The sequence below is a fragment of the Thalassobaculum sp. genome, from assembly GCF_965223715.1.
Lineage (GTDB): Bacteria > Pseudomonadota > Alphaproteobacteria > Thalassobaculales > Thalassobaculaceae > Thalassobaculum.
The window spans coordinates 265,507-290,733 of the sequence record NZ_OZ245012.1 but is presented as its reverse complement, the minus strand read 5'-3'; the positions used below and the strand labels follow the sequence as shown (position 1 = coordinate 290,733).

At 68.2% G+C, this 25,227-nt stretch carries 23 protein-coding genes; 15 read left to right on the top strand and 8 right to left on the bottom strand.

All coding sequences use genetic code 11. The annotated features are described in order from the left end of the window. The first annotated feature begins 1 nt into the window (after window position 1). The gene (locus ACOQOP_RS01370; RefSeq protein ID WP_420564520.1) at window positions 2-2,080 is read left to right on the top strand and encodes a hypothetical protein; all 2,079 of its coding nucleotides are present in this window, start codon (window positions 2-4) and stop codon (window positions 2,078-2,080) included. A gap of 149 nt (window positions 2,081-2,229) precedes the next feature. After that, window positions 2,230-2,565 (top strand): hypothetical protein, encoded by a 336-nt coding sequence (locus tag ACOQOP_RS01365; RefSeq protein ID WP_420564519.1) that lies wholly within the window; start codon window positions 2,230-2,232, stop codon window positions 2,563-2,565. 14 nt (window positions 2,566-2,579) lie between these two features. On the opposite strand, the gene ACOQOP_RS01360 is transcribed toward ACOQOP_RS01365, so the two are convergent. Then, the gene (locus ACOQOP_RS01360; protein ID WP_420564518.1) at window positions 2,580-3,479 is read right to left on the bottom strand and encodes a LysR family transcriptional regulator; all 900 of its coding nucleotides are present in this window, start codon (window positions 3,477-3,479) and stop codon (window positions 2,580-2,582) included. 148 nt (window positions 3,480-3,627) lie between these two features. Between ACOQOP_RS01360 and wrbA the strand changes: the two genes are divergently transcribed. Continuing rightward, window positions 3,628-4,245 (top strand): NAD(P)H:quinone oxidoreductase, encoded by a 618-nt coding sequence (wrbA, locus tag ACOQOP_RS01355; RefSeq protein WP_420564517.1) that lies wholly within the window; start codon window positions 3,628-3,630, stop codon window positions 4,243-4,245. Window positions 4,246-4,322: 77 nt separating this feature from the next. After that, on the top strand, window positions 4,323-5,027 hold the full coding sequence (locus ACOQOP_RS01350) for a pirin family protein (RefSeq protein ID WP_420564516.1): 705 nt from the start codon (window positions 4,323-4,325) through the stop codon (window positions 5,025-5,027). Window positions 5,028-5,081: 54 nt separating this feature from the next. Here the strand turns inward: ACOQOP_RS01350 and ACOQOP_RS01345 are convergent, their stop codons facing one another. Then, window positions 5,082-5,444: a PilZ domain-containing protein gene (locus tag ACOQOP_RS01345; RefSeq protein ID WP_420564515.1), complete on the bottom strand. Its 363-nt coding sequence runs from the start codon at window positions 5,442-5,444 to the stop codon at window positions 5,082-5,084. Between the two features lie 162 nt (window positions 5,445-5,606). Here ACOQOP_RS01345 and ACOQOP_RS01340 point away from each other — a divergent pair, with 162 nt between their 5' ends. The 3 genes from ACOQOP_RS01340 to ACOQOP_RS01330 are packed head-to-tail and all read left to right on the top strand — an operon-like array spanning window position 5,607 to window position 8,075. After that, window positions 5,607-6,647 (top strand): hypothetical protein, encoded by a 1,041-nt coding sequence (locus ACOQOP_RS01340; protein WP_420564514.1) that lies wholly within the window; start codon window positions 5,607-5,609, stop codon window positions 6,645-6,647. 28 nt (window positions 6,648-6,675) lie between these two features. Then, window positions 6,676-7,257: a glutathione S-transferase family protein gene (locus tag ACOQOP_RS01335; protein ID WP_420564513.1), complete on the top strand. Its 582-nt coding sequence runs from the start codon at window positions 6,676-6,678 to the stop codon at window positions 7,255-7,257. Between the two features lie 14 nt (window positions 7,258-7,271). Beyond that, on the top strand, window positions 7,272-8,075 hold the full coding sequence (locus ACOQOP_RS01330) for an ABC transporter ATP-binding protein (RefSeq protein WP_420564512.1): 804 nt from the start codon (window positions 7,272-7,274) through the stop codon (window positions 8,073-8,075). Here the strand turns inward: ACOQOP_RS01330 and hutI are convergent. Further along, window positions 8,041-9,264, bottom strand: a complete 1,224-nt coding sequence (gene hutI / locus ACOQOP_RS01325; protein WP_420564511.1) for an imidazolonepropionase — start codon at window positions 9,262-9,264, stop codon at window positions 8,041-8,043. The genes ACOQOP_RS01330 and hutI overlap by 35 nt on opposite strands. 126 nt (window positions 9,265-9,390) lie before the next feature. On the opposite strand from hutI, the gene ACOQOP_RS01320 reads away from it, so the two are divergent. The 6 genes from ACOQOP_RS01320 (at window position 9,391) to ACOQOP_RS01295 (ending at window position 16,088) form a co-directional block, all read left to right on the top strand. Then, window positions 9,391-9,717, top strand: a complete 327-nt coding sequence (locus ACOQOP_RS01320; RefSeq protein WP_420564510.1) for a rhodanese-like domain-containing protein — start codon at window positions 9,391-9,393, stop codon at window positions 9,715-9,717. Between the two features lie 303 nt (window positions 9,718-10,020). Then, entirely contained in the window at window positions 10,021-10,773 is a 753-nt protein-coding gene (locus ACOQOP_RS01315; protein WP_420564509.1) for a TIGR02186 family protein, read from the top strand. Between the two features lie 34 nt (window positions 10,774-10,807). Next, entirely contained in the window at window positions 10,808-11,290 is a 483-nt protein-coding gene (locus ACOQOP_RS01310) for a universal stress protein (RefSeq protein ID WP_420564508.1), read from the top strand. A 153-nt stretch (window positions 11,291-11,443) separates the two neighbouring features. Continuing rightward, on the top strand, window positions 11,444-14,329 hold the full coding sequence (locus tag ACOQOP_RS01305) for a molybdopterin oxidoreductase family protein (protein WP_420564507.1): 2,886 nt from the start codon (window positions 11,444-11,446) through the stop codon (window positions 14,327-14,329). After that, entirely contained in the window at window positions 14,326-15,126 is an 801-nt protein-coding gene (locus tag ACOQOP_RS01300) for a 4Fe-4S dicluster domain-containing protein (RefSeq protein WP_420564506.1), read from the top strand. Before ACOQOP_RS01305 ends, ACOQOP_RS01300 begins: the two co-directional genes overlap by 4 nt. A gap of 14 nt (window positions 15,127-15,140) precedes the next feature. Beyond that, window positions 15,141-16,088: a dimethyl sulfoxide reductase anchor subunit family protein gene (locus ACOQOP_RS01295; RefSeq protein WP_420564505.1), complete on the top strand. Its 948-nt coding sequence runs from the start codon at window positions 15,141-15,143 to the stop codon at window positions 16,086-16,088. A 158-nt stretch (window positions 16,089-16,246) separates the two neighbouring features. Here the strand turns inward: ACOQOP_RS01295 and ACOQOP_RS01290 are convergent, their stop codons facing one another. Further along, window positions 16,247-17,524 carry an MFS transporter gene (locus ACOQOP_RS01290; RefSeq protein WP_420564504.1) on the bottom strand — a complete coding sequence of 426 codons (1,278 nt, stop codon included), beginning with the start codon at window positions 17,522-17,524 and terminating at the stop codon, window positions 16,247-16,249. A 238-nt stretch (window positions 17,525-17,762) separates the two neighbouring features. On the opposite strand from ACOQOP_RS01290, the gene ACOQOP_RS01285 reads away from it, so the two are divergent. Then, the gene (locus tag ACOQOP_RS01285) at window positions 17,763-17,969 is read left to right on the top strand and encodes a DUF2842 domain-containing protein (RefSeq protein ID WP_420564503.1); all 207 of its coding nucleotides are present in this window, start codon (window positions 17,763-17,765) and stop codon (window positions 17,967-17,969) included. 310 nt (window positions 17,970-18,279) lie between these two features. Further along, window positions 18,280-19,248: an alpha/beta hydrolase family protein gene (locus ACOQOP_RS01280; protein WP_420564502.1), complete on the top strand. Its 969-nt coding sequence runs from the start codon at window positions 18,280-18,282 to the stop codon at window positions 19,246-19,248. A gap of 177 nt (window positions 19,249-19,425) precedes the next feature. Here ACOQOP_RS01280 and pseB read toward each other — a convergent pair whose 3' ends face one another. From pseB to ACOQOP_RS01260, 4 genes are all read right to left on the bottom strand, one after another. Continuing rightward, on the bottom strand, window positions 19,426-20,442 hold the full coding sequence (pseB, locus tag ACOQOP_RS01275; RefSeq protein WP_420564501.1) for a UDP-N-acetylglucosamine 4,6-dehydratase (inverting): 1,017 nt from the start codon (window positions 20,440-20,442) through the stop codon (window positions 19,426-19,428). Between the two features lie 98 nt (window positions 20,443-20,540). Further along, entirely contained in the window at window positions 20,541-21,749 is a 1,209-nt protein-coding gene (gene pseC, locus ACOQOP_RS01270) for a UDP-4-amino-4,6-dideoxy-N-acetyl-beta-L-altrosamine transaminase (RefSeq protein ID WP_420564500.1), read from the bottom strand. A 4-nt stretch (window positions 21,750-21,753) separates the two neighbouring features. Then, window positions 21,754-23,112, bottom strand: coding sequence for an HlyD family type I secretion periplasmic adaptor subunit (locus ACOQOP_RS01265; protein ID WP_420564499.1), 1,359 nt, complete (start codon window positions 23,110-23,112; stop codon window positions 21,754-21,756). A gap of 14 nt (window positions 23,113-23,126) precedes the next feature. After that, window positions 23,127-25,154, bottom strand: a complete 2,028-nt coding sequence (locus tag ACOQOP_RS01260) for a type I secretion system permease/ATPase (RefSeq protein WP_420564498.1) — start codon at window positions 25,152-25,154, stop codon at window positions 23,127-23,129. Window positions 25,155-25,227: the final 73 nt, after the last annotated feature.

The window sequence follows — 25,227 nt, the reverse complement described above, 5'->3', positions numbered from 1 at the left end:
GATGATCGCGGATTCCTTCTCCGTCAGTTTCGCCCCCCTGGTGCCCTGGGCACTGGTGATCGGCCTCGGCGTGCTGGCGTTGCTGGTGCTGGCGCTCGGCTGGATCCGCCGCGCCAACGGGATCGTGTGGCGCACCGCCGCCCTTGCCGTGCTGACCCTGGCCCTGTCCAACCCGACCCTGATCGCCGAACGCCGCGAGCCGCGCGAGGACGTGGTGGTCGTCGCCGTCGACCGCACCACCAGCCAGTCCATCGGCGAACGCGCCGACCGGACCGACGCGGCGGTGAGTGCCCTGGAGGAGCGGCTGTCCCGGCTGCCCGGCCTGCGCGTCAAGCAGGTCACCGTCCAGGACGGCGGCATCGGCGAGACGACGGAAGGCACCCGGCTCGGCACCGCCGTGCGCGAGGCGCTGAGCGACGTGCCGGAGGGACGGGTCGCGGGCGTGATTGCGGTCACCGACGGGCAGGTCCACGACGCGGAACGGCTGAACGGCCTGACGGACGCGCCGCTGCACGTGCTGCTGACCGGCGAGCAGGGCGAGCAGGACCGCCGCCTGCGGGTGGTTCAGGCGCCGAGCTTCGGCATGGTCGGCAAGACGGTGACCCTGACCGTGGAGGTTGTCGATCCAGCCACGCCCCAGGGGGAGCAGGTGACCCTCCAGCTCTCCATCGACGGCGAGGCCGGCCCGGACCTGCCGATCCCGGCGAACACCCGCCACGAGATCGAACTGCCGATCGACCATGCGGGCCAGACCGTGGTCGAGCTGTCGGTCGAGCCCGGCCCGGCCGAGCTGACCCTGGAGAATAACCGGGCGGTGGTCGGCGTCGGCGGCGTGCGCGACCGGCTGCGGGTGCTGCTGGTCTCCGGCGCGCCCCATGCCGGCGAGCGCACCTGGCGCGACATCCTGAAATCCGATCCCTCGGTCGACCTCGTCCACTTCACCATCCTGCGGCCGCCGGAGAAGCAGGACGGCACGCCGATCCGCGAGCTGTCGCTGATCGCCTTCCCGTTCCGCGAGCTGTTCGAGCTGAAACTCAACGAGTTCGACCTGATCATCTTCGACCGCTACCGGCGCCGGGGCGTGCTGCCGCGCCTGTACCTGAAGAACATCGCCGACTACGTGCGCGACGGCGGCGCCCTGCTGGAGGCGTCCGGCCCGACCTTCGCCGGCCGGCTGAGCCTCGCCCGCACGCCCCTCGGCGAGGTGCTGCCCGTCAACCCGACCGGCGGCGTGATCGAACAGGGCTTCAAGCCGCGGGTCACCGATATCGGCCAGCGCCATCCGGTGACCAGCGCGCTTGCCGGCGCCAATTCCGGTCCCACGACCGAACCGATCTGGGGCCGCTGGTTCCGCCAGATCGACGGACAGGGCCTGAACGGTAACGCGGTCATGAGCGGCGTCGACGGTCGGCCCCTGCTGGTCCTCGACCGGGTCGGCGAGGGCCGGGTCGCCCATCTGCTCTCCGACCAGATCTGGCTGTGGAGCCGCGGCTTCGAGGGCGGCGGCCCCCAGGCCGAGGTGCTGCGCCGCACCGCCCACTGGCTGATGGAAGAGCCGGATCTGGAGGAGGACGACCTGCGGGCGATCTCGAGCGGGCGCACGATCGAGATCGAGCGCCGGACTTTGGGTGACACCGTGCCGCCTGTCCGGGTCACCGGCCCGGACGGCAGCGAGGTGACGGTCGATCTCGAGGTCACCCAGCCCGGCCGGGCGCGCGGGACCCTGGAGGTGGAACGTCCGGGCCTCTACCGGCTGAGCGACGGCGAACAGGACGCGCTGGTGGCCGTCGGCGCGCTCAACCCGGTGGAGTTCGCCGACGTCGCCACGACCGATGCCCGGCTCGGCCCGCTGGCCGAGGCGAGCGGCGGATCGGTCACCTGGATCTCCGAGGCGGGGACGCCCTCCCTGCGCCGGGTCTCGCCCGGCCGTACGGCCTCCGGCCGCGGCTGGATCGGCCTGCGGGAGAACGGCGACTACGTGGTCGCCGGCGTCACCCTGATGCCGGCGCTGCCGGCCGCCCTGGGGCTGGCCCTGGTGCTGGGAACCCTGGTTCTGGCCTGGCGGCGCGAGGGCGACTGATCGAAGCGACGGCCAATGTAGCAACGCATACAATCAAATAAGTGAATACTCATTCAGAACAATTCGCACAATTCTGATCACAATTTTGACGTGACGCGTGCATACGTGCGTTGCAATAGTCCGGCATGGTCCGAGGGAGGGAGCATGCAATGGACGGAATTTTTGACCATTGGATCGATCAATCCGGCAGAACGCTGTCTCTGAGTAACATCATACGCGATAAGACTGGTGAGCAGGCGATCTGGTATGCCCTGAAAGACTTGGGCTATGCCGCCGTCGCCTGGGACGAGGGCGGCGTGCGCGTCCGGCTGGCGGCCGACGGCGTCGATCCGGGAACGATCGACGGGCTCATGATGGCCCTGAAGGCGGTCCGGCGCCCGGTCATACTGGAGGTCTGGGACGGTGCCGACTGGCAGCGCAAGGACTATGCGGACGGCGCGCACTTCGCCAACGAGGTCTTCCTGGCGATCGACATCGCCGACTGAACGCAGTTCGGCGTCTAACTTCCCGCCCCGTCTCCGAACACCGCTACCGAGAAGTCGATGAAGGCCCGCACCTTGGCGGCCAGCGGCCTGCCCGCCGGGTAGATCGCGTAGATCCCCACATCGGCCTTGCGGAAGTCGGCCAGGATCTCCTCCAGCCGGCCCTCGCGGACCGCCTGGCTGATGATGAAGTCGGGCATCTGCACCACGCCCAGTCCCTGCTCCGCCGCGGCGGCGAGCGCGGTGCCGTTGTTCGACATCAGCCGCGGCTTGAACTTGTGGCGGATATGGCCAGACGGGCCGTCGAAGGTCCACTGGCCGCCGCCGTTCTGGTAGCTGTAGCCGAGGCAGACGTGGCCGGACAGGTCGGCCGGCACAAGCGGCCGACCGCGCCGGTCGAGATAGGACGGGGCGGCGGCGGTCAGCGCGCGCACCGAGCCGAGCCGCCGAGCCATCATGCTGGAATCCTCCAGAACGCCGATCCGCAGGGCTACGTCATACCCCTCCTCCACCAGATCGACCCGGCGGTCGTTCAGCACCAGGTCGATGGACAGGTCGGGACAACCCGCGAGGAACCGGGCGAGTTCCGGCGCAAGTTCCGTCTGGCCGAAGGACACGCCGGCGCTGACCCGCAGCAGACCCGACGGCGTGTCGCGGTGGGCGCCGACCTCGGCCTCCGCCGCCTCGAACTCGGCGACCGCGCGTCGGCTGTGCTCCAGCACCCGTTCGCCCGCCTCGGTCAGGCTGATCCGCCGGGTGGTGCGGTTCAGCAGGCGGGTGCCGAACCGGTCCTCGAGCCTGGAGACCTGCTTGGAGACCGCCGACTTGGAGATGCCCAGGCTTTCCGCCGCCCGGGAGAACCCGCCGGTTTCCGCCACCCGGGCGAAGACCGCCATGGCCGTGAGATGGTCGATCATCGGCGCCTCTATTGTCCTCATCAGGAAACAATACGTTGCCGGATATCCTATTTTATATCGCCAATGAGAACACCAATTATTGCGGCAACAGATCAACACATGCCGGCCACCCCGCAAATGACGGGCAGTGGCCCGAAGGAGAGACCGAATGACCAAGGTTCTGGTGCTGTACTATTCCAGCTACGGCCATATCGAGACCATGGCCGGAGCCGTCGCCAAGGGTGCGGGAAGCGTTCCCGGCGTCGAGGTGACGGTGAAGCGCGTGCCGGAACTGGTCCCCGAGGAGGTGGCGAAGAACGCCGGCATGAAGCTCGACCAGGCGGCACCGATCGCCAAGCCGGAGGAACTGCCCGAGTATGACGCCATCATCTTCGGCACGCCGACCCGCTTCGGCAACATGGCCTCGCAGATGCGCAATTTCCTGGACCAGACCGGCGGCCTGTGGGCCCAGGGCAAGCTGGTCGGCAAGGTCGGCAGCGTGTTCGTGTCGACGGCGACGGGCGGCGGCAACGAGACCACCGCGACCACGTTCCACACCACCCTGCTGCACCATGGCATGGTGATCGTTGGCCTGCCCTACGCCGCCAAGGAGCTGTTGAACATCGATGAGTTCCGCGGCGGCTCGCCCTACGGAGCCGGCACCATCGCCGGCCCGGACGGCAGCCGTCAGCCGTCGGCCAACGAACTGGCCATGGCAGAGTTCCAGGGCGCCCATGTCGCAAAGATCGCGGCGGGCGTCAGCGCCGGGCTGAAGGGCCAGGCGTAATCCCGCGCCGCGCTGAACGACAGGCGGCGCATCACCCGCGCCGTGCTGTCTCAGGCGGCGTGACCTAGGAGGCTACGATGATCGACGTGCGTCCCTTTGATTCCCTCGGCAAGTTCCGGATCGACTGGCTGAACGCCAGCCATCACTTCAGCTTCGGCCATTACATGGATCCCCGGCGGATGGGCTTCGGCGCCCTGCGCGTGTGGAACGACGACACGATCGAGCCGGGCACCGGGTTCGATCCGCACCCGCACCGCGACATGGAGATCATCACCTATGTCCGCAAAGGGGCGATCACCCATATGGACCGCCTGGGCAACCAGGGCCGGACCGAGGCCGGTGACGTGCAGGTGATGTCGGCCGGAACCGGCATCGTGCACGCCGAGTACAACCAGGAGCCGGATCAGACCCAGATCTTCCAGATCTGGATCGAGCCCTCGGGCCGCGGGTTCGAGCCGCGCTGGGATGCCCGCCAGTTTCCCAAGGGCGACCGGTCCGGCGAGCTCGTGGTGCTGGCCTCCGGCCGGCCCCAGGACGCAGAGAACGGCGCGCTCAGCATCAACCAGGATGCCGCCGTGCTCGGCGCCACCATCAAGGCCGGTGAGAGCGTCACCCACACGTTGGCCAAGGGCCGCAAGGCCTATCTGGTAGCCGCCGTGGGCGCGATCGAGGTGAACGGCGTCGCCGCCAAGGCCCGCGACGGTGTCGCGATCGCCGACGTGGACAGCGTCGAGATCACTGCCACCGAGGATGCGGAGATCGTCCTGGTCGACGTGCCCTGATCCTGTGCCAGGAACCAACTGACCCGACGGGGCGGCCTTGCCGCCCCGTTTGCATTAGGCGGTTCTGGACGGACCGTCCTCGCCGGCCATGCGCATCCAGGTGGAGACGATGATGCCGGCATCCTCCGACGCGAAGCGCAGGCGCGTTCCCCCGCCCTCATGACCGAGCACCTCGCCGTCGAGACTCATCCCCGTTGCGGGATCGCGCACGGTGACCACCGATCCCACCGGCGCCGCCACCGCCGGCAGCACCCGCACGCCACCGGCCGACACGTTGTCGACCCGGCAGTCGGACGCGGCACCGTCGACAATGACTTCAAGCCCCGAGCTGACCGAATAGCGCTCATTTCGACGGCGATCCGCCGCGCCAGGCGTTGATTTCGAAAGTTTTCCACGTATCCATGTGACAATCGACATCTTACCCTCCAACATCACATGGTACCGTCGGATCGGTTCTCGCGCGATGCGTGATCCCCGGATTACGCGATGCACCATTGTTGTTCGCCCACCGACGGGTCTGATAAGTGTTCGGATGATAAGCCGGTTTGAAAATATTTTTCCGGCATTTTAGGGGGATTGATGTCGACGGAGGCGATCGACACGGAGGGCTATAGCGCCGAGGAAAAGGATGCGCTGCACATCCTGCCCCTCGCGATCATCCCTCTTCGCACTCCCGGCATGCGCCGCACCCGGCTCGTCAAGAACGCCCGGCTCGACACGGTCGTCGAGCTGTTCAAGGACAACCGCGCCGGCTCCGGCCAGATCGATATCCGCGCGCTCGGCGATTATTTCGACACCTCGGCCCCCAGCTTCGAGGAGGATCGCACCATCGTCGAGGTGCTGGCCCAGGAACCCAGCTTCGACGTCTATTCCCTGCGCCTGGCCCTGCGGTCCCACAACATCAAGGTGGACGAGGCCGAGCACCTGCGCCTGTCGCCGCAGATGCAGGAGAAGCTGACCGAATACATGCGGGTCTTCACCCGCCCACTGATCCAGAAGGTCTTCGGCAACGACACAAAGGACGTGTCCTCGGCGAGCGAGATCTTCGAGATGTTCCGCGGCGTCGACCGGGACGTGGCGCTGAAGCGGATCAAGTCGATCTCCGAGGCGCTGGGCATCGAGGTCGACCAGATCCCCGGCTTCCTGGAGGATTACGGCGACATCTTCCTGTCGCTCTCCTACTTCAAGCGTACCCTGGAGGAGATCCGGCCGACCTTCGGGCGGTTCAAGGCCTGGACCCATGACGGCATCCGCTCCTCCCACCTGCGGCACAACAAGGACGCGATGCGCTATACCGACATCGTCGACGCCCAGATGGAGGAGGCGATCGCCTTCACCATGCTGCGCTTCAAGGCGTTCGACGAAGCCAGCATGGAGTTCTGGAAGGACCTCTCGGAATACCGCTATGCCCATCTGCGCCGGCTGGTGACCAGCAACCACCGCACCATCGGGGGCATCCTCTGCGCCCTGTCCGTGAAGATGGTCCGCTGGCAGGAGGATTTTCCCGGCGAGAGCGGCAGCCCGAACAAGCGGGCCGACTGGCTGCTGGCCGAGATGGTCCCCGGCCTCGACAAGATCCGCCACATCCAGCGCAACGCCCCTCCCGTTACTCCCCTCTGACCCTCCCCTCCGCCGGAGCCCCCCGACCATGCGCATTCTCGGAGACACCGCCTCGGGCAACTGCCTGAAGGTCAAGTACGCGGCTGACCATCTCGGCCTGTCCTACACGTGGACCGATATCGACATCATGAAGGGCGAGAGCCGGACGCCGGAGTTCCTCGCCCTCAACCCCATGGGCCAGGTGCCGGTGATCGTGCTGGACGACGGCCGTGCGCTCGGCCAGTCCAACGCCATCCTGCAGTACCTAGCTGAGGGCACCGATCTGCTGCCGGCCGACGCCTTCGACCGGGCAAAGGTGGCGGAATGGCTGTTCTGGGAGCAGTACAGCCACGAGCCCTATATCGCCGTCTGCCGCTTCCACATGCACTACAAGGGCGAACCAAAGGAGACCCGCGAGGCCTGGCGGGTGCATCGCGGCGAGGCCGCCCTCGACGCCATGGACAGGGCGCTGACGGGTCGCGACTTCCTGGTGGGCCCGAACCTGACCATCGCCGACATCGCGCTGCTGGCCTATACCCGGCTGGCGGAGGAAGGCGGGTTCGACCTCGCCAGCAGACCGGCGGTTGGAAACTGGATCGGCCGGTGCGAGGCTGTGCTGAAGCTCGACTGACCGGATAGCGCCCGATGCCCACCGCACCCGACACCGCCGTCACCGTCTCCGGGGTCACCCACAGTTTCGGGTCCCTCGGCGTCCTGGGACCGCTCGACCTGAGCGTGGCCGCCGGCGAATTCGTCGCCCTGGTCGGCCCGTCGGGCTGCGGGAAATCAACCCTGCTGCGGCTCGTCGCCGGCCTGGTCGCGCCCACCGGCGGGTCCATCGCCGTGGACGGAGTGCCGGTGACCGGTCCCGATCCCAAGCGTGGGATGGTGTTCCAGCAGCCGGCCCTGTTCCCCTGGCTCGACATCGCCGCCAATGTCCGCTTCGGCCTGGACGAGCAGGGCGTGGCGCGGACCGAGGGCGACCGGCGTGCGGCGGACTGGCTCGCCGCCGTCGACATCGCCGATTTCGGCAAGGCGCTGCCCGCGACCCTGTCCGGCGGCATGGCCCAGCGCGCGGCCCTGGCCCGCGCGCTGGCGCCGGAGCCGGATCTGCTGCTGCTGGACGAGCCCTTCGGCGCGCTCGACAGCCTGACCCGACGGGACATGCAGGCGCTGCTGGAGCGGGTGCGCCAGCGCACCTCGGCGACCGTGATCCTGGTCACCCACGATGTGGAGGAGGCGCTTTTCCTGGCCGACCGGGTGGTCGTGCTGTCGCCGCGCCCGGGACGGGTGGTGGCCGAGGTGGCCGTCCCCTTCGCCCATCCGCGCGACGATGCGCTGCGCCTGTCGGCCGCGTTCATGGAGGCCCGCGCCGCCGTGGAAGCGGCCCTCGCCTCCAGCCGGCCCGCCACCGTCAGCCGACGAGAGTCGGAACTCCTGCCCGGATGACGTCGACACAGGGGTTGAAGCCGAGCCGATAGGCGAGTTCGGCCGGCTCCTCGATGTCCCAGATCACGAAATCGGCCGCCTTTCCGACCTCCAGGGTGCCCCGCGTCTCGCCAAGGCCCAGCGCCTTGGCGGCGTTGCGGGTCACCCCGGCCAGGACCTCGACCGGCGTCAGGCCGAACAGAACGCAGCCCATGTTCATGGTCGCCAGCAGCGAGGTCACCGGCGAGGAGCCCGGATTGCTGTCGGTCGCCAGCGCGATCGGCACGCCGGCCTCGCGCAGCCGGGCGACCGGCGGCGGCTGTTTCTCGCCCAGCATGTAGAACGCGCCCGGCAGCAGCACCGCGACGGTCCCGGCCTGGGCCATGGCCCGTACGCCGGCCGGCGACAGGTATTCCAGGTGGTCGGCCGAGAGCGCGCCGTATTCGGCGGCGAGCTCGGCCCCGCCGAAATCGCTGAGCTGCTCGGCGTGCAGCTTGACCGGCAGGTTGAACAGCTTCGCCGCCTCGAAGACCCGCTCCACCTGCTCGGGCGAGAAGGCGATGGTCTCGCAGAAGGCGTCGACCTGATCGACCAGCCCCTGTTCGACCGCTCCCGGCAGCACCTCGTCGCAGACGAAGTCGATATAGCCGTCCGCATCGCCCTCGAACTCGGGCGGCACCGCATGGGCGCCGAGGAAGGTGGTGATGACGTCCACCGGCGCCTCGCGCTCGATGGCGCGGGCGACCCGCAGCATCTTCAGCTCGGTCTCCAGGTCGAGCCCGTAGCCTGACTTGATCTCCACCACGGTCACACCCTCGGCGATCAGCGGCGCCAGCCGGCGCATGGCCGAGCGGAGCAGCTCCGCCTCGCTCGCCGCGCGGGTGGAGGCGACGGTCGCGCGGATGCCGCCGCCGGCGCGCGAGATCTCGGCGTAACTGACGCCCGACAGCCGCTTCTCGAACTCACCGGCGCGCTGGCCGCCATAGACCAGGTGGGTGTGGCAGTCGATCAGAGCCGGGGTGACCCAGTTCTGTTCGCCGCTGTTACGGACGGCCGCCAGATCCTCGATCGGCCCCGGCAGCTCGCCGCGCGGTCCGATCCAGGCGATGCGTCCGTCCTTGACGCCGATCGCGCCGTCCTCGATCCGACCGTATTCGCCGGCCGATGCACAGGTGGCGATATCGATGTCGATCCAGAGCGCGTCCCACATTCTCCAGTTCCCCACTGCCGGCGGCCGGGTGAGCCTAAGTCGGCCGCCCGCCGCCTGCCAAGGCTTGTGATGGCGCTCCGTCGGCGCCAGGATGCGCCCGGTCCCATCCGCAACAAGGAATGCCCCATGGCGACGCCCGAATTCATTGATGCCGATACCCTGGCCGACTGGCTGGCCGACGGCTCCGTCGACCTGATCGACGTGCGCGAGGAGGCGGAATTCGCCCAGGCGCGGATCCCCGGCTCCCGGCTGATTCCCCTGTCCAGCTTCGATCCGGACGCGGTGGAGCTGCCGGCGGACAAGAAGATCGTGTTCCACTGCAAGAGCGGCGTGCGCTGCGGCCACGCGGCCGACCGGATGGTCGCCAATGGCAGCGACCGCCAGTTCTATCGGCTGCAGGGCGGAATCATGGGCTGGGTCCAGTCCGGGCATGTGGTGGAGCCCGGGGCCTGATCGAAAACACCCAAGCTAAGGCCCTCAAATAAATAAACCTTTCAAGGCAGGGCGTATGGGTGTAGGGATATTTCGTCGCCCCCCGTCTTCCACGGTGGGGCGCGATCTCATTTGAGCCGGCGGACACCATCGCCAGAAGCGGTCGCCGGCCCAGTCGGACTTCAGTCCTCCACGGATCGGGCGCCTGATGCACCTCTATCTGCCCTTCGCCGAGCGGTCGGTGATCGAGTTCCCGGTTCCGGGAGCGGGCGGACTGCTGGGGCCGGGACGGGGCCCCGCCGGCGCCCGGGACGGATCCGGGCGATGATGGGGCGCATCCTTCTCTTCCTCGCCCTCGCCACCGGACTGATCAGCGACATGCCGGCCCGCGCCCAGCAGGACCTGGTGGCCGACCTCAGCGATCACCTGGTCGCGATCACCACCGGCTTCACCGGGGCGGACGTCCTGCTGTTCGGCGCGGTGGAGGGCGAAGGCGAGATCGTCGTCACCGTCACCGGCCCGCGCAGCAACGTCACCGTGCGGCGCCAGGAGCGGGTCGCCGGGGTCTGGGCGAACGTGGAATCGGTGACCTTTGCCAACACCCCGTCGTTCTACGCGGTTGCCTCGACCGAGCCGCTGGAGAATGTGGCCAGCGCCGATATCCGCCAGCGTCAGGAGATCGGGATCGAGAACCTGTACCTGCGACCCGAGGATCCGGAGATCGATCCGGGAACGGCCGCCATCTTCCGGGCCGGCCTGATCCGCAACAAGCAGGCCATCGGCCTGTTCTCCGAGAAGGTCCTGCCGATCACCGTGCTGTCCAACCGGCTGTTCCGCACGCGCATCCACTTGCCGGCGAATGTGGTGACCGGCACCTATACGGTCGCCGTCTATTTCCTGCGCGACGGCTCCGCCGTACATGCCCAGACCACGCCGCTTGTGGTCTCCAAGACCGGCATCGGCGCCGATATTTTCCTGTTCGCCCATGGCAACTCCGCCGCCTATGGTTTGCTCGCGATCATCATCGCCATCGCTGCGGGTTGGCTCGCGGCATGGATCGGTCGTAAGGTCGGGTGAGCGATCAGGCTCCTGGGGTCAGGGTCGAGCGGACATGAGCGAGACGTCGGAAGAGACTCAACGCGTATTTCTCGTGGTCGTGGACGACAGCGAGGAACTGAATGTGGCGCTGCGTTTCGCAAGCCAACGCGCCCGCCATACCGGCGGCCGTCTGGCCCTGTTCCGCAGCGTCGAGCCGGTGGAGTTCCAGCACTGGATGGGCGTCGGCGAACTGATGCGCGAGGAGGCGCGTCAGGAGGCCGAGGCGCTTCTGGAGCGGGTCAGCCAGCAGGTCATAGACCTCTCGGGCTCGATTCCGGTGGTCTATATCCGCGAGGGGACGGCCCGCGACGAGCTGCTGAAGCTGATCGAGGAGGAGCCGTCCATTTCCATCCTCGTTCTGGCGGCGGCCCCGAAATCGGACAATCCGGGCCCGCTGGTCAGCCACCTCATGACCAAGGCAGCCTCGCGCCTGCGCATCCCGATCACCATCGTGCCCGGCTCCCTCACCGATGCCGAGATCGACGCGCTGACCTGACCGGCCGGTTCGGGCGCGATCCCGGGACCGATATACGATCGAGTTGAGCAACATTCGGACAGGACAGGGCTTTCGGCGCCGGGCCGTGCCTTGACCGCTCCCACTGGGGGCTGCGATGCTCGCGGGCCATGCTCGTCTAGCCCGGAAGAGGCAATGATCTCAAATCCCCTGGAGACCGTGCGTGAGGTCGTCGACACCTCGCCGACCGTCTCCGATTCAGTCGCCTATACGACCTGCTACATGTGCGCCTGCCGGTGCGGGATCAAGGTCCACCTCAAGGACGGCAAGATCCGCTACATCGAGGGCAACAAGAACCACCCGGTGAACAAGGGCGTGCTCTGCGCCAAGGGGTCCGCCGGGATCATGCAGCACTACTCGCCGGCGCGGCTGTCCAAGCCGCTGAAACGGGTCGGTCCGCGCGGCTCCGGCGAGTTCCAGGAGATCGAGTGGGAGGAGGCGCTGTCCACCGCGGCCCAATGGCTCGGCGACGTGCGCAAGACCGATCCCCGCAAGCTCGCCTTCTTCACCGGGCGCGACCAGTCGCAGTCGCTGACCGGCTGGTGGGCGAGCCAGTTCGGCACCCCGAACCATGCCGCCCATGGCGGGTTCTGTTCGGTGAACATGGCCGCGGCCGGCCTATACACCATCGGCGGCTCGTTCTGGGAGTTCGGCGAACCGGACTGGGAGCACACCGAATACTTCATGATGTTCGGCGTGGCCGAGGATCATGACAGCAACCCGATCAAGGCCGGCCTCGGCCGGATCAAGACGCGCGGAGCCAAGTTCGTCTCGGTCAACCCGGTGAAGACCGGCTATTCCGCCATCGCCGACGAATGGGTCGGCATCCGCCCGGGCACCGACGGCCTGTTCGTCATGGCGCTGATGCACGAGCTGCTGAAGGCGCGGCGCGTCGATCTCGACTACCTCGTGCGCTACACCAACGCACCCTGGCTGGTGATCCAGGCCCCGGGTGCCGCCGATCACGGCCTGTTCGCCCGCGACGCCGACGGCCACCCGCTCTGCTTCGACAAGAAGGCCGGCGCGCTGGCCAACGCCATGCTGGCCGAGGTCGCACCCGCCCTGGTCGGGGAGCACACGCTGGCCGACGGCCGCAAGGCGGTGCCGGCGTTCCAGCTCCTGTACGACCGCTACACGTCCGACGACTATGCCCCGGATGCAGTGGCCGAGCGCTGCGGCCTCGACGCCGACCGCATCCGGCGCATCGCCGCCGAACTGGCCCATGCCGCCTTCGAGAAGGAGGTGGTGATCGAGCAGCCCTGGACCGACTGGGCGGGGCGGCGCCACGAGAAGATGATCGGCCGGCCGGTCGCCATGCATGCCATGCGCGGCATCTCCGCCCATTCCAACGGCTTCCACACCTGCCGCGCGCTGCATCTGCTGCAGCTCCTGCTGGGCTCGATCGACGCCCCCGGCGGCTTCCGCTACAAGCCGCCTTTCCCGCGTCCGGTGCCGCCGCCGCTGAAGCCGGCGGGCAAGGCGGGGCAGATCGAGCCGGGCAAGCCCATGGGTGGCCCGCCGCTCGGCTTTCCGACCTCGCCGGAGGATCTGCTGGTGGAGGAAGACGGCACGCCGCGCCGCATCGACAAGGCCTATTCCTGGGACGCGCCGGTGGCCGCCCACGGCCTGATGCACATGGTGATCCAGAACGCCTGGGCCGGCGATCCGTACCCGATCGACGTCCTATTCATGTACATGGCGAACATGAGCTGGAACTCGACGATGAACTCGTCGGGCACCATGAAGATGCTGACGGACAAGGATCCGGCGACCGGCGAGTACAAGATCCCGAAGATCATCTATTCCGACGCCTATGCCTCGGAGATGGTGGCCTATGCCGACCTGATCCTGCCGGACACCACCTATCTGGAGCGCTGGGACTGCATCTCGCTGCTCGACCGGCCGATCTGCGACGCCGACGGGGCGGCGGACTCGATCCGGCAACCGGTGGTGAAGCCCGACCGCGACGTCCGTCCCTTCCAGGACGCGCTGATCGAGATCGGCGTGCGCCTCGGCCTGCCCGGCCTCACGAAGGAGGACGGCTCGCCGAAATATCCCGGCGGCTATCCCGACTACCTGGCGAACCACGAGCGCGCGCCGGGCGTCGGCCCGCTTGCCGGCTATCGCGGGGCCGATGGTACGAAGGAGGGCAAGGGCGAACCGAACCCGGACCAGCTCCAGCGCTATGTCGACAACCAGTGCTTCTGGCGCCACGAGTTCGCGCCGTCGGAGCGCTACTTCAAGCATGCCAACAAGGAGTACCTGGAGAAGGCGGTGTCGCTCGGCCTGATCGGGGCGGCGAACCCGATCATCCACCAGATCTACTCCGAGCCGCTGCAGACCTTCCGCCTCGCCGCCGAAGGTCATGGCAGCGTGGTGCCGCCGGAACATCACCGCGAGCGGGTGAAGACCTATTTCGACCCCCTGCCCTTCTGGTACGCGCCGTTCGAGGGCGAGGTGCTGGGCGAGGAGCTGGACCGGTTCCCGATGCACGCCATCACCCAGCGCCCGGCCGCCATGTACCATTCCTGGGGCTCGATGAACGCCTGGCTGCGGCAGATCCACGGGCTGAACAAGCTGTACATGAGCCGCCAGCGGGCCGAGCAGCTCGGCATCGGCGAGGACGACTGGGTCCACGTCACCTCGCACCATGGCCGCATCAAGGCCCAGGTCCAGCTCATGGAAGGGGTGAACCCAGACACGGTGTGGACCTGGAACGCCATCGGCAAGCGCAAGGGGGCCTGGGGCCTCGACCCCAAGGCACCGGAAGCGACCAAGGGCTTCCTGCTGAACCACCTGATCTCCGAGCTGCTGCCGCCGAAGGGCGGCGGCTACCGCTACGCCAATGCGGACCCGGTGACCGGCCAGGCCGCCTGGTACGATCTGCGGGTGCGCATCGAGCGGGCCGAGGCCGACGCGCCGGGCACCGAGGCCGAACCGCGCTTCGCGCCACTGCCCAAGCCGCCCGGCGGCAAACCCGGGCCCGGCACCCTGCGCTATGGGAAGGAGGCAGCCGAATGACCTCGCTTCCCACCAAGGCGCCGGCGAAGAAGCTCGGCCTCGTCATCGACCTGGACATCTGCGTGGGCTGTCATGCCTGCGCGGTGAACTGCAAGGAATGGAACGCCAGCGGCCATTCCGCCCCGCTGACCGACTGGAACGCCTATTCCGGCACCGAGAGTGCGGACGGCGACGACGCCGGCGCCTGGGGCGTGTGGTTCAACCGGGTCCACACCTACGAGGTCGGCGACGCGCCGGAGAGCCGCACCGTCCACTTCCCGCGCTCCTGCCTGCATTGCGAGGAGCCGGCCTGCGTGACCGTCTGCCCGACCGGGGCGAGCTACAAGCGCGAGGAGGACGGCATCGTCCTCGTCAACCCCGACACCTGCATCGGCTGCAAGCTGTGCTCCTGGGCCTGTCCTTATGGGGCGCGCGAATACGACTACACCGACGGGGTGATGAAGAAATGCACCCTGTGCATTGACAAGATCTACAACGAGAACCTGGAAGAGGTTGATCGGGTGCCGGCCTGCGTCTCCACCTGCCCGGCGGGGGCCCGCCATTTCGGCGACCTGGGCGATGCCGGCAGTGCCGTCTCCAAGCTCGTGTCCGAGCGCGGCGGCTACGACCTGATGCCGGAGATGGGCTACAAGCCGACCAACAAGTACCTGCCGCCGCGTCCGCGCAAGGCGAATGCCGGCGACACCGGCGCGCCGACGAAGTTGGAGGCGCTGGCGGCCGAGGCCGCCGACGCCGTGCCATCCAACGCCGGGGGTAACGGCTTCCTGACGTGGGTCGACGCCGTGCTGTCGCGCTGAGGGAGGAACGAGACATGCATCCCGCCTCCTCCGTCATCTTCTTCACCACCGCGTCCGGGGCCGGCTACGGTCTGCTGTTCCTCATGGGGCTTGCCGGTGCGGCCGGGCTGGTTCCCGCCGGTCTGTGGTCGGGGCTGGTCGGCTTCGCCCTGGCCCTGGGCCTGATCACCGCGGGCCTGCTCGCCTCGACCTTCCATCTCGGCCATCCGGAGCGGGCCTGGCGGGCGATGTCCCAGTGGCGGTCGTCCTGGCTGTCGCGCGAGGGCCTGGCCGCGATCGTCACCTACCTGCCGGCGCTGATCTTCGCGCTGGGCTGGGTCGTGTTCGGGGACGCCCGCGGCTTCTGGGGCGTGTTCGGCATCCTCGCCAGTGCCGGGGCCGTGGTCACCGTGGTGTGCACCGGCATGATCTACGCCTCGCTGAAGACCATCCGCCAGTGGCATCACCCGCTGGTGCTGCCGGGCTACCTGCTGTTCTCGCTCTATACCGGGGGCCTTTGGATGGCGGTGCTGGTCTGCGGGTTCGGCGGCGACGCCACTATGCTGATCTGGGTCACCATCATCGCCGGCGCCGGGGCCGCGGCGGTGAAGTGGACCTACTGGTCGAAGATCGACACCGACGCCCCGGTCACCACCGCCGGCACGGCGACTGGCCTCGGTAACCTCGGCAAGGTTCGGATGCTCGACGGCCCGTCGACCTCGAAGAACTTCGTGATGCGCGAGATGGGCTACCGGGTCGCCCGCAAGCACGTACGCAAGCTGCGGATGATCGCCGCGGTGGCCGGCATCGTGGTGCCTTTCGCCCTGCTGATGGTGGCCGGCATCATGGCGACCTCCGGCGACTGGATCCCGGCCCTGCTGGCGGCCCTGATCGGCACCCTCGGCGTGGCGGTCGAGCGCTGGCTGTTCTTCGCCCAGGCGACCCATGTGGTGACGACCTATTACGGGGCTGAAGCGGCGTAGGGACGCACATTCTCCGACTTCCCACTTCCGTCTTCCCGGCCTCGCGCCGGGACCGAGACGTCCGCGTGATGGACCGTCGGAGATAAATCTTTGACGCTCCGGCAAGCGTCACCCGGGGTCCCGGCACAAGGCCGGGAAGACGGTTTGGGGGATAACCCTCACCCCGCCGCCGGGGTCGGCTTCGGTCCCTCGTCGCCGGTCTCCTCCTCCGGTTCCCAGCGCGGATCGAGCTCGGCGGCGACCGGGGTGGTGCGGGAGACCGAGACCCACGGCCCCTGCTCCTCCACCGGCAGGGCGGGGCGCTGCATCATCCGCCACAGGGTGAACAGCGCCAGCAGCCCGGCGGTGAGCGCGCCGAAGCCGTAATAGCCCCAGTTGCCGACATACTCCATGGCCGAGGTCGCCGCGATCGGCCCGGCCACCGCACCGATTCCGAAGGCCAGCAGCAGCCCGGCGCTCGCGGCCACGAGATCGGCGGAATCCACGTAGTCGTTGGTATGGGCGATGGCGAGCGAATAGACCGTCATGCACAACCCGCCATAGAGCCCCGCCATGGTCACGAAGACCCAGAAGCCCGGGAACGGCAGGAAGGCGAGCAGCAGCCCCAGAACGGTCGACAGCACCAGGGTCCCGGCGATCACCGTGCGCCGGTCCATCAGGTCGGACATCTTGCCCACCGGCCACTGCATCACCAGCCCGCCGCCGAGCACGGCGGAGACGAAGATCGCCACCTCCGGCACCGAGAAGCCGATCGCCGTGGCATAGACCGAGGAGGCGCCGAACAGGGCGCCGCTGAGGATGCCGCTGCCGAAGCTGGCGACCATGCCCAGCGGCGAGATCCGGTAGAGTTGCCGGAAGCTCAACGCCGAGCGCGTCACCGACGAGGAGGCCGCCGAGCGCGACAGGGTCAGCGGCACCAGGGCCAGGCTGAACAGGATCGAGACCAGGGCGTAGAGGATGAAGCTAGACGGCGGCGCCAGGTTCAGCAGGAACTGGGCGCCGGTCATCGCCAGGTACTGAGCCACCATGTAGATCGACAGCAGGGAGCCGCGCTGGTCGTTACTGGTCGCCCCGTTGAGCCAGGATTCCGCGACCATGTAGGCCCCGGCCACGCAGATCCCGTAGATCACCCGCAGGGTGAACCAGTACCAGGGGTCGACGAAGAAGGCGTGAGAGATCGATGCCGCCGACATGATCGACACCAGGGCGGCGAAGGTGCGCACATGGCCGACCTGCTCGATGATCCGCGGTACCGCGAGGCAGCCCAGGACCATGCCGACGAAATAGCCGGACATCACCAGACCGGCCACCTGGGACGAGATGTCCGGCTCCATGCCGAGCCGCACCCCCAGCAGCGAGGAGAACATCCCGTTCGCCATCTGCAGCAGGATCACGCTGAGCAGCAGGGCGACCACGGCGGGGGTGATCATGGGCATGGGCGTGGCCTTTCCGGGATGGGCCGCGCCGGCGGGTGGGGCGCGGGTCGGGTCTGGCTGTGCGGCCGATCCTCGACCGGAAACGGGGCGCCTGCAAGTCAGCCGTCGATATCGGACGTCAGGGTCGCGGGTAGCATGGGAATATGACAACCGCTCTCTCAGGAGCGACAGATCCGGCGGAATCGGAAGGGTTCGCCGAGCGCTTGCCCTGCCGCCTCCCGCGCGCTATGTCGCCGCCATGCGCTGGAGATCTCCCCTCGCCGGCCTGGTGATCATCGCCGGGCTCGTGCTCTACGTCATCGCCGTGGTCACCCTGGCCGATTTCGTGCCGGACCATGTGCTGGCGGAGACGTTGTATTACGTGGTGGCCGGGATCGTCTGGATCTGGCCGGCGGTCTCGGTGATCGGCTGGGCCCGCAAGGATGATGGCGCCAACGGCGGTTGAACGCGCTTTCTATCCCCCGCTCCTTCCCTTCTCTCACTCCACGGATTTATTCCGGGGCAAGCGGCGAGGCCGTGCGTGTCCATCGGGTAGCGAAGCGAGTTGCAGCCTCGCCCCGGAATAAATCCGGGGAGTGTAGAGGGAAGGAGTGGGGAGAGGAGGCGTGGGATGGTCCCAGACCTCGCCCGCGCCGCCTACCCACGCCGGCTACCCACGCCCCGACCTAAACCCCGTGCGCCACTCGCATAGCGCGATCTTTTCGGGGATAATCGCCGCACCGCCCTCGCCGCAGGGCCTCCGGAGGACCCTGCCGATGCCGCGCCTCTTCTGCCTGCTGTGGGCCGTGCTGGCCCTGGGCGGCTGCGTCACGCCGGTGATGCGCAACGCCAACACCCTGACGCCCGAGCGCATGCTCTCCGGCAGCGTCATGGACCGGGAGACCTGCACCGCCGCGGACACGGTCTGGGATGCGGGCGGCACGGTGTGGGTCGATCTCGATCCGGACTGGGATCCCAGGGACGGCACCTGCATCCGCTATGTCCTGGCCGGCCTCGACACCACCAACCCGGTCGCGGTGGTGTATTTCCACGGCGACGTGATGTGGCAGTACCTGGACGGCCGCACCGGCTGGTTCGACAGCTACGCCAACGTCACGCTCGAGACCTTGCGGGGCTTCGCGCAGCGCGAGACCGGGACCCTCGGCCTGCCCTATGTGAGGATCTCACGCCCCGGCACCTACGGCTCTTCCGGCTTCCACAAGCTGCGCCGCCGCGCCGAGGAGGCGGAGATCGTCAATGCCGCCCTCGACCAGGTGAAGCACCGCCACGCGATCGACCGTCTCGCCCTGGTCGGCCAGTCCGGCGGCGGTCACGTGGTGGCATCGCTCCTGACCAAACGCGACGACATCGACTGCGCGGTGATCACCTCGGGCGTCGTCGCCGTCGCCCGGCGGGCCCGCCACCACGGCTGGGATCGCGACATCACCGGCTACCGCGATTTCTACGACCCGATCGACCATGTGGCCGAGATCGTCCCCGATCCGTCCCGGCGGATTTTCGTGATCGGCGATCCGCGCGACAAGAACACGCCGTTCTTCACCCAGGAAGCCTATGCGCAGGCGGTGCGGGAAGCGGGACACGAGGTCGCGCTGATCCGCGCGGAGGGCAGCGGCAGATCCTTTCACGGCCTGAGCCTGACGGGCTTCAAGGTGGCGAAGTGGTGCGTGGACGGGGTGCAGGCCGAGGAGATCCAGGCACGCCTGCCGATCCCGCCGGAGGGATAGGAGCGGACGCGCGCCCTCCTCCTTTTTCTTCACTCCCCGGATTCATTCCGGGGCCCACGTCGATACCGCGCCAGGACGCCAAGGGTTTGAGCGCGCTGACGGGTAGGCCCCGGAATAAATCCGGGGAGTGAAAAAGGGGGGTGGAACAGAGAGCGAGTGAGCGTGCGGGAATGCCCCCTACATCGTCTCCACCATGCCTTCCAGGTCGCCCGCGCTGAGCCATTCGTCGTTGCTGTCGCTGGCGTAGCGGAACTCGGGGTCGACCGGCTTCGCCCCCGCCTTCGTCCAGACCGCCCGGGGGCCGTCGGTGAAGGCCGGCAGGATGATGTAGCGGTCGTCGATCTCCACCGTGGTACGGGCGTCGTCCTCCGGCACCATGACCTCGTGCAGCTTTTCGCCGGGGCGGATGCCGACCACCTTGTGCGGCAGGCCCGGGCCGAGGCAGGACGCCACGTCGACGATCTTCATCGACGCGATCTTCGGCACGAAGATCTCCCCGCCCTTCATCATCTCGAGGGAACTGAGCACGAAGTTCACGCCCTGCTGCAGGGTGATCCAGAACCGGGTCATGCGCTCGTCGGTGATCGGCAGGTGGTCCTTCCTGTCGGCGATGAGCTGCTTGAAGAACGGGATCACGCTGCCGCGCGAGCCGATGACGTTGCCGTAGCGCACCACCGAGAAGATGCAGCCACCCGCCCCCGACAGGTTATTGGCGGCGATGAAGATCTTGTCCGAGGCGAGCTTGGTGGCGCCGTACAGGTTGATCGGGTTGGCCGCCTTGTCGGTGGAGAGCGCGATCACCCGCTTCACGTTGCTGCGGATCGCCGCCTTGACGATGTTCTCCGCCCCGTGGACGTTGGTCATCACGCATTCGAACGGGTTGTACTCGGCCGTCGGCACGTGCTTGATCGCGGCGGCGTGGATCACGTAGTCGACCCCGCGCATGGCCATCTCCAGCCGGTCCACGTCGCGCACGTCGCCCAGGAAGTAGCGGATCTCCGGGTATTTCTCCGGCGAGATCTCCAGCCCCATCTCGTACTGTTTCTGCTCGTCGCGGGAGAAGACGATGCAGCGCCGGGTCTTGAAGTTGGCGAGCACGGTCCGGATGAACTGCTTGCCGAACGACCCGGTACCGCCGGTGACCAGCACCGTCTTTCCGTTCAGGTCGATGAAGTTCTGATCGAACTGCCGCATGCGGCCCTCCCGCCTCGATGCCGCGCCCTATCCCCTTCACGGGACGCGCGAATCACCCCGTATTGTCCCGCTCAGCGGCGTCGGCGGCAAGCTGGGCGTCAGACGGCCCCGCCGCCGTTACCGACCGCCCGCATCAGGGCGGAGACCACGTGGTCCACATCGCCATCCGCCATGGCCGGGAACAGCGGCAGGGAGAGGCACCGGGCGTAGTAGCGGTCGGCGCCGGGAAGCGCCGGCGTGGCCACGGTCTCGCGGTAGAAGGGCTGGCGGTGGACCGGGTAGTAGTGCACCTGGGTCCCGACCCCGTCGTCGCGCAGCCGGCGCATGACGGTGCCGCGCTCGACGTCCAGGCCGGCGAAATCGATCAGCGCCACCGACAGATGCCAGGACGGATCGCAGCCCGGGGCGGTGGGCAGGGCTCGGACATGGGGCCCGCAGGCACCGAGCGCGTTCTCGTAAAGCCCACGCAGATGGCGGCGGCGCTCGACGAAGCCGGCCAGCCGGGAGACCTGGGACAGCCCGAGCGCGGCATGGATGTCTGACAGGCGGTAGTTGAACCCAGGCTCTGGCATCTCATAGTACCAGGGATTCGGCTGTCCCGAGGCGTCGAACCCAGCCTCGCGGTTGGCGAAGCGGGCGGGGTCGCGGACCATGCCGTGGTTGCGGTGACGGCGCATGCGCTCGTCCAGCACCGGGTCGCGGGTGCACAGCACCCCACCCTCGCCGCTCGCCACCGTCTTCACCGGATGGGTGGAGAACATGGCGATGGCGGAATGGGTGCAGGCGCCGACCTTCTCGCCGCCATTGGTCGCGCCGAGGGCGTGACAGGCATCCTCCACGATCGGGATCTCCGGAAAGGCCGCCGCCAGGGCGGCCACATCGACGCAATGGCCGTTCAGGTGCACCGCGACGATCGCCTTGACCCGGTCCCGTCCGGCCCGCGCGACCGCTTCCGTGATCGCCTCGAGCGTGGTCAGTCCGGTCTCCGGGTCGATATCGGCGAAGACCGGCTGCGCTCCCACATAGACCGCGCAGTTGGCGCTGGCGAGGAAGGTGACCGTCGGCACCACCACCAGGTCGCTCGGCCCGACCCCCAGCGCCATCATCGCCAGGTGCAGGCCGGCGGTGCCGCTGGAGCAAGCGACGGCGAAGGGCGCGTCGACGGCGGCGGCGAAGGCGGCCTCGAAGGCGTCGACCGTCGGGCCCGTGGTCAGGAAATCGCCGCGCAGCACCTCCGCCACCGCCGCGATATCGGCCTCGTCGATACACTGGCGCCCATAGGGGAGGAACGGCGGCGGAACGCTCATGGGGCTATTGCTCGCGCAGGGCGGTGTCCAGCGACCGGGTGAGCGGCGAGATCAGGTATTCCAGCAGCGTCTGGTCGCCGGTGGAGATGATCACCATGGCCGGCATGCCGGGCACCAGTTCCACATCGTGCTGCCGCATCATCTCTGTGCTGAGCCGGACGCGCGCCTCGTAGTAGGGCTGGCCGCCCTCCTGGGGCTGCATCACGTCGGGAGAGATGTCGATCACCCGCCCGTCGATCGGCTTGGCCGTGCGCTGGCTGTAGGCGGTCAGGCGCACCGTTGCCGGGGCCCCGACCTCGACCACGTCGATGTCGGTCGGCTGAAGCTGGGCGCGGACGATCAGTTCGTCATTCTCCGGCGCGATGTTCATCAGCGGCTCGGCCGGGCCGATCACCCCGCCCACCGTGTGGAAGCGCAGGCCATAGACCTTGCCGCCGATCGGCGCGCGGACGGTGTTGCGGGCGATGGAATCATCGGCCGAGACGAGCTGCTCGCGCAGGTCCCGCAGCTGGGTCTGGGTCTCGCGCAGGTCGGTCTCGATCTCCGCCCGGTTCTGCTCCTGCACGGTGAGGCGCTGGAACTCGGTCTCTGCGATCGTCTGCTCGGCCCGGGCCATCAGGGCCTCGCGGTTGTCGATGGACCCCTGAAGGGCGGCCTGTTCACGCTCCAGGGCAAGCAGGCGCGGCTTGCGCTCCAGCCCCTTCTCGAACAACTCGCGCACGCCCTTGATCTCTTCCTCGATGATCGCGAGCTGGCGGCGGTCGGAGCGCTGCTGGGCCGCGAGCGCGGTGATCTCCTCGCGGCTCTTCGCCACCCGCTTGTCGAGCAGCCCCTGCTGGCTCTCGAAGGCGGCGCGGCGCCCCTCGAAGAGCCGGCGCTCGCCTTCCAGGATAGACTGGACGTAGCGGTCGTCGGACTTGCTGGTCAGCGCCTCGGGGAAACGCACCGTCTCCAGGTCGTCCCGCTCGGCGATCAGCCGGGCCTCTTCGCCCATGAGGGCGAGCATGCGCTGCACCAGCCGGCCCTGGTTGACCGAGGCCTGGGTGCCCTGGAGCACCATCAGCACGTCGCCCTGCTGGACCGTATCGCCTTCCTGGACCCGGATCTCCTTGATGATCCCGCCTTCCAGGTGCTGCACGACCTTCTGGCTGCCGGCGACCTGCACCTGGCCGTTGGCGATGGCCCCCGAGCCCAGCGGCGCGAAGGCCGCCCAGATGCCGAACACCCCGAAGAACAGGAACAGGATCGCGTATCCGACCCACAGCACGAAGCGCCAGGACATCGGGTTGCGCTCGGTGTCGTGGCCCAGCGGATCGTCCCACCGGGTCACGTCCCGCGTCTCGTCGCTGCGCATGATGGCCATGACGTCGCTCCCGCTCAGTCCTTGGTCGGATCGGCCGAAATGGCCCGAACGCTCTGCACCTGAAGCGAGGTCGCCCGTGCCTTGTAGGGCGACGGCGGCCGCACCACCGCGCCGCGGCCCCGCGGGCCCTTCGGCGCATCGGGCGCGTCGTCTTCTGGGGTCGGCGGCTCCAGGATCTCCGCCGGCGCTTCCGCATTCTGGGAAGCGGCGCGGGGCGTTTCCTCCGGACGCTTGATCTCAGGCTCGGCTGCGACGGTGGGCACCGTGTCAGACGCGCGGCGCTCCGGCTCGGCGGGGCGCGGGCGCTGCTCGCGTCCGTCGGTGATCTGCGGCGCCGGACCCTCGAGCGCCGGGCGGCGGCCCTGCTGCAGGAAGGACAGGGTCTCGTCGCGCGGGCCGAAGCGCTGCACCGTGCCGCCGTTCAGCACCAGGATCTTGTCCATGAGCGCCAGGGTCGACGGGCGGTGGGTGATCAGGATCACCGTCACATTCGCCGCCTTCAGCGCCTTCAGCGCCTGCACCAGCGCATCGTCGCCCTGGCTGTCGAGATTGGCGTTGGGCTCGTCCAGCACGACCACCCGCGGGCTGCCGAACAGGGCGCGGGCCAGGGCCACGCGCTGGCGCTGACCGCCGGAGAGGAGCTGACCGCCCCAGCCGATCTCGGTGTCGTAGCCGTCCGGCAGGCGCAGGATCAGGTCGTGCAGCCCGGCCAGCTTGGCGGCCTTCACCACCTCCTCGGGGTCCGGGTGCTCCTGCAGCCGGCCGATATTCTGCGCGACGGTGCCGGAGAACAGTTCCACGTCCTGCGGCATGTAGCCAATATGCTGGCCGAGCGCCTCGTTGTCCCAGGAATAGATGTCGGCGCCGTCCAGACGCACCGTGCCGACCGTCGGCTGCTGCACTCCGACCAGCAGCCGCGCCAGGGTCGATTTGCCGGCGGCCGACGGACCGACGATGCCCAGCGTCTCGCCCGGTTCGACCTCGAACTGGATACGCTGCAGGATCGGCTTGGCCAGGCCCTGGGGCTGGTAGAACAGGTTTTCCGCCGTGATCCGACCTTCGGGATCCGGCAGCCGCATGCGCTCAGGCTGGCCCTGGGCGTTGAGCAGGGTCTGCTCCACCTGCTTGTAGGCGGTGAAGGCCTCGACCATGCCGCGGGCCTGGGCAACGCCCTGCTCGATCGGCTGCAGCGCGCGGCCGAGGATCAGCACGCTGGCGATCATCATGCCGCCGGTCATCGGCGTATGCGGATCGATGATCTGGGTCGCCGCCACCGTCATGATCAGCATCTGGATCAGCATGCGGGTCGATTTGGAGATCGCCAGGAAAATGGCCGCCCGGTCGCTCGCCTTGCTCTGCAGCGCCAGAACCGCCTCGTTCTCGGTCAGGAAGCGGCGGATCACCGACTGGCGCATGCCCATGCTCTCCACCACCGAGGCATTGCGTACGGCGGCGTCGGCGGCGGCATAGGCCCGGTTGGAGTAGGACTGCGCCTCGTTAAGGGCCGGCCGGGTCAGGTGGTCGTTGGCCAGCCCGAGGGCCAGCATCACCAGCGCCCCGCCGAGGGCGGCGAACCCCATTGGCAGGTTCAGATACAGGATCAGCAGCAGAAAGATCGGGACCCAGGGGATGTCCAGCACGGTCAGCATGGCCGGACCGGTCAGGAAGTTCCGCAGGACCGAGAGCTGGCGCAGGGCGTTGCTGTTCGCGGTCTTGGACCGGTCCAGCGCTTCGGCCACGGCGGCGGAAAGCAGCAGCGGCGAGATCCGCCGGTCGATCCAGCGCGAGATGCGCACGAAGGCGAAGGAGCGAACGCTGTCCAGCGCCGCCTGGACCGCCAGCGCACAGGCGGCGATCATCAGCAGGAGAAAGAGGGTCGATTCGCTGCGGCTGGCCAGAACCCGGTCGAAGACCTGGAACATGAACAGCGGCATGGTGAGCATCAGCAGGTTGACGAAGAAGCTGAACACGCCACAGGCGATGAAGGCCGTGTAGCAGGCCTTCAACAGATTGTGGACGGATACGGGTTCTTGCTTCTTCATCGCGGCACCGACCTGTCCGGCCTCGTCGAGGCGGGGGCGTTAGCGCCCAACAAAGTACCGCCGGCCGACCCCG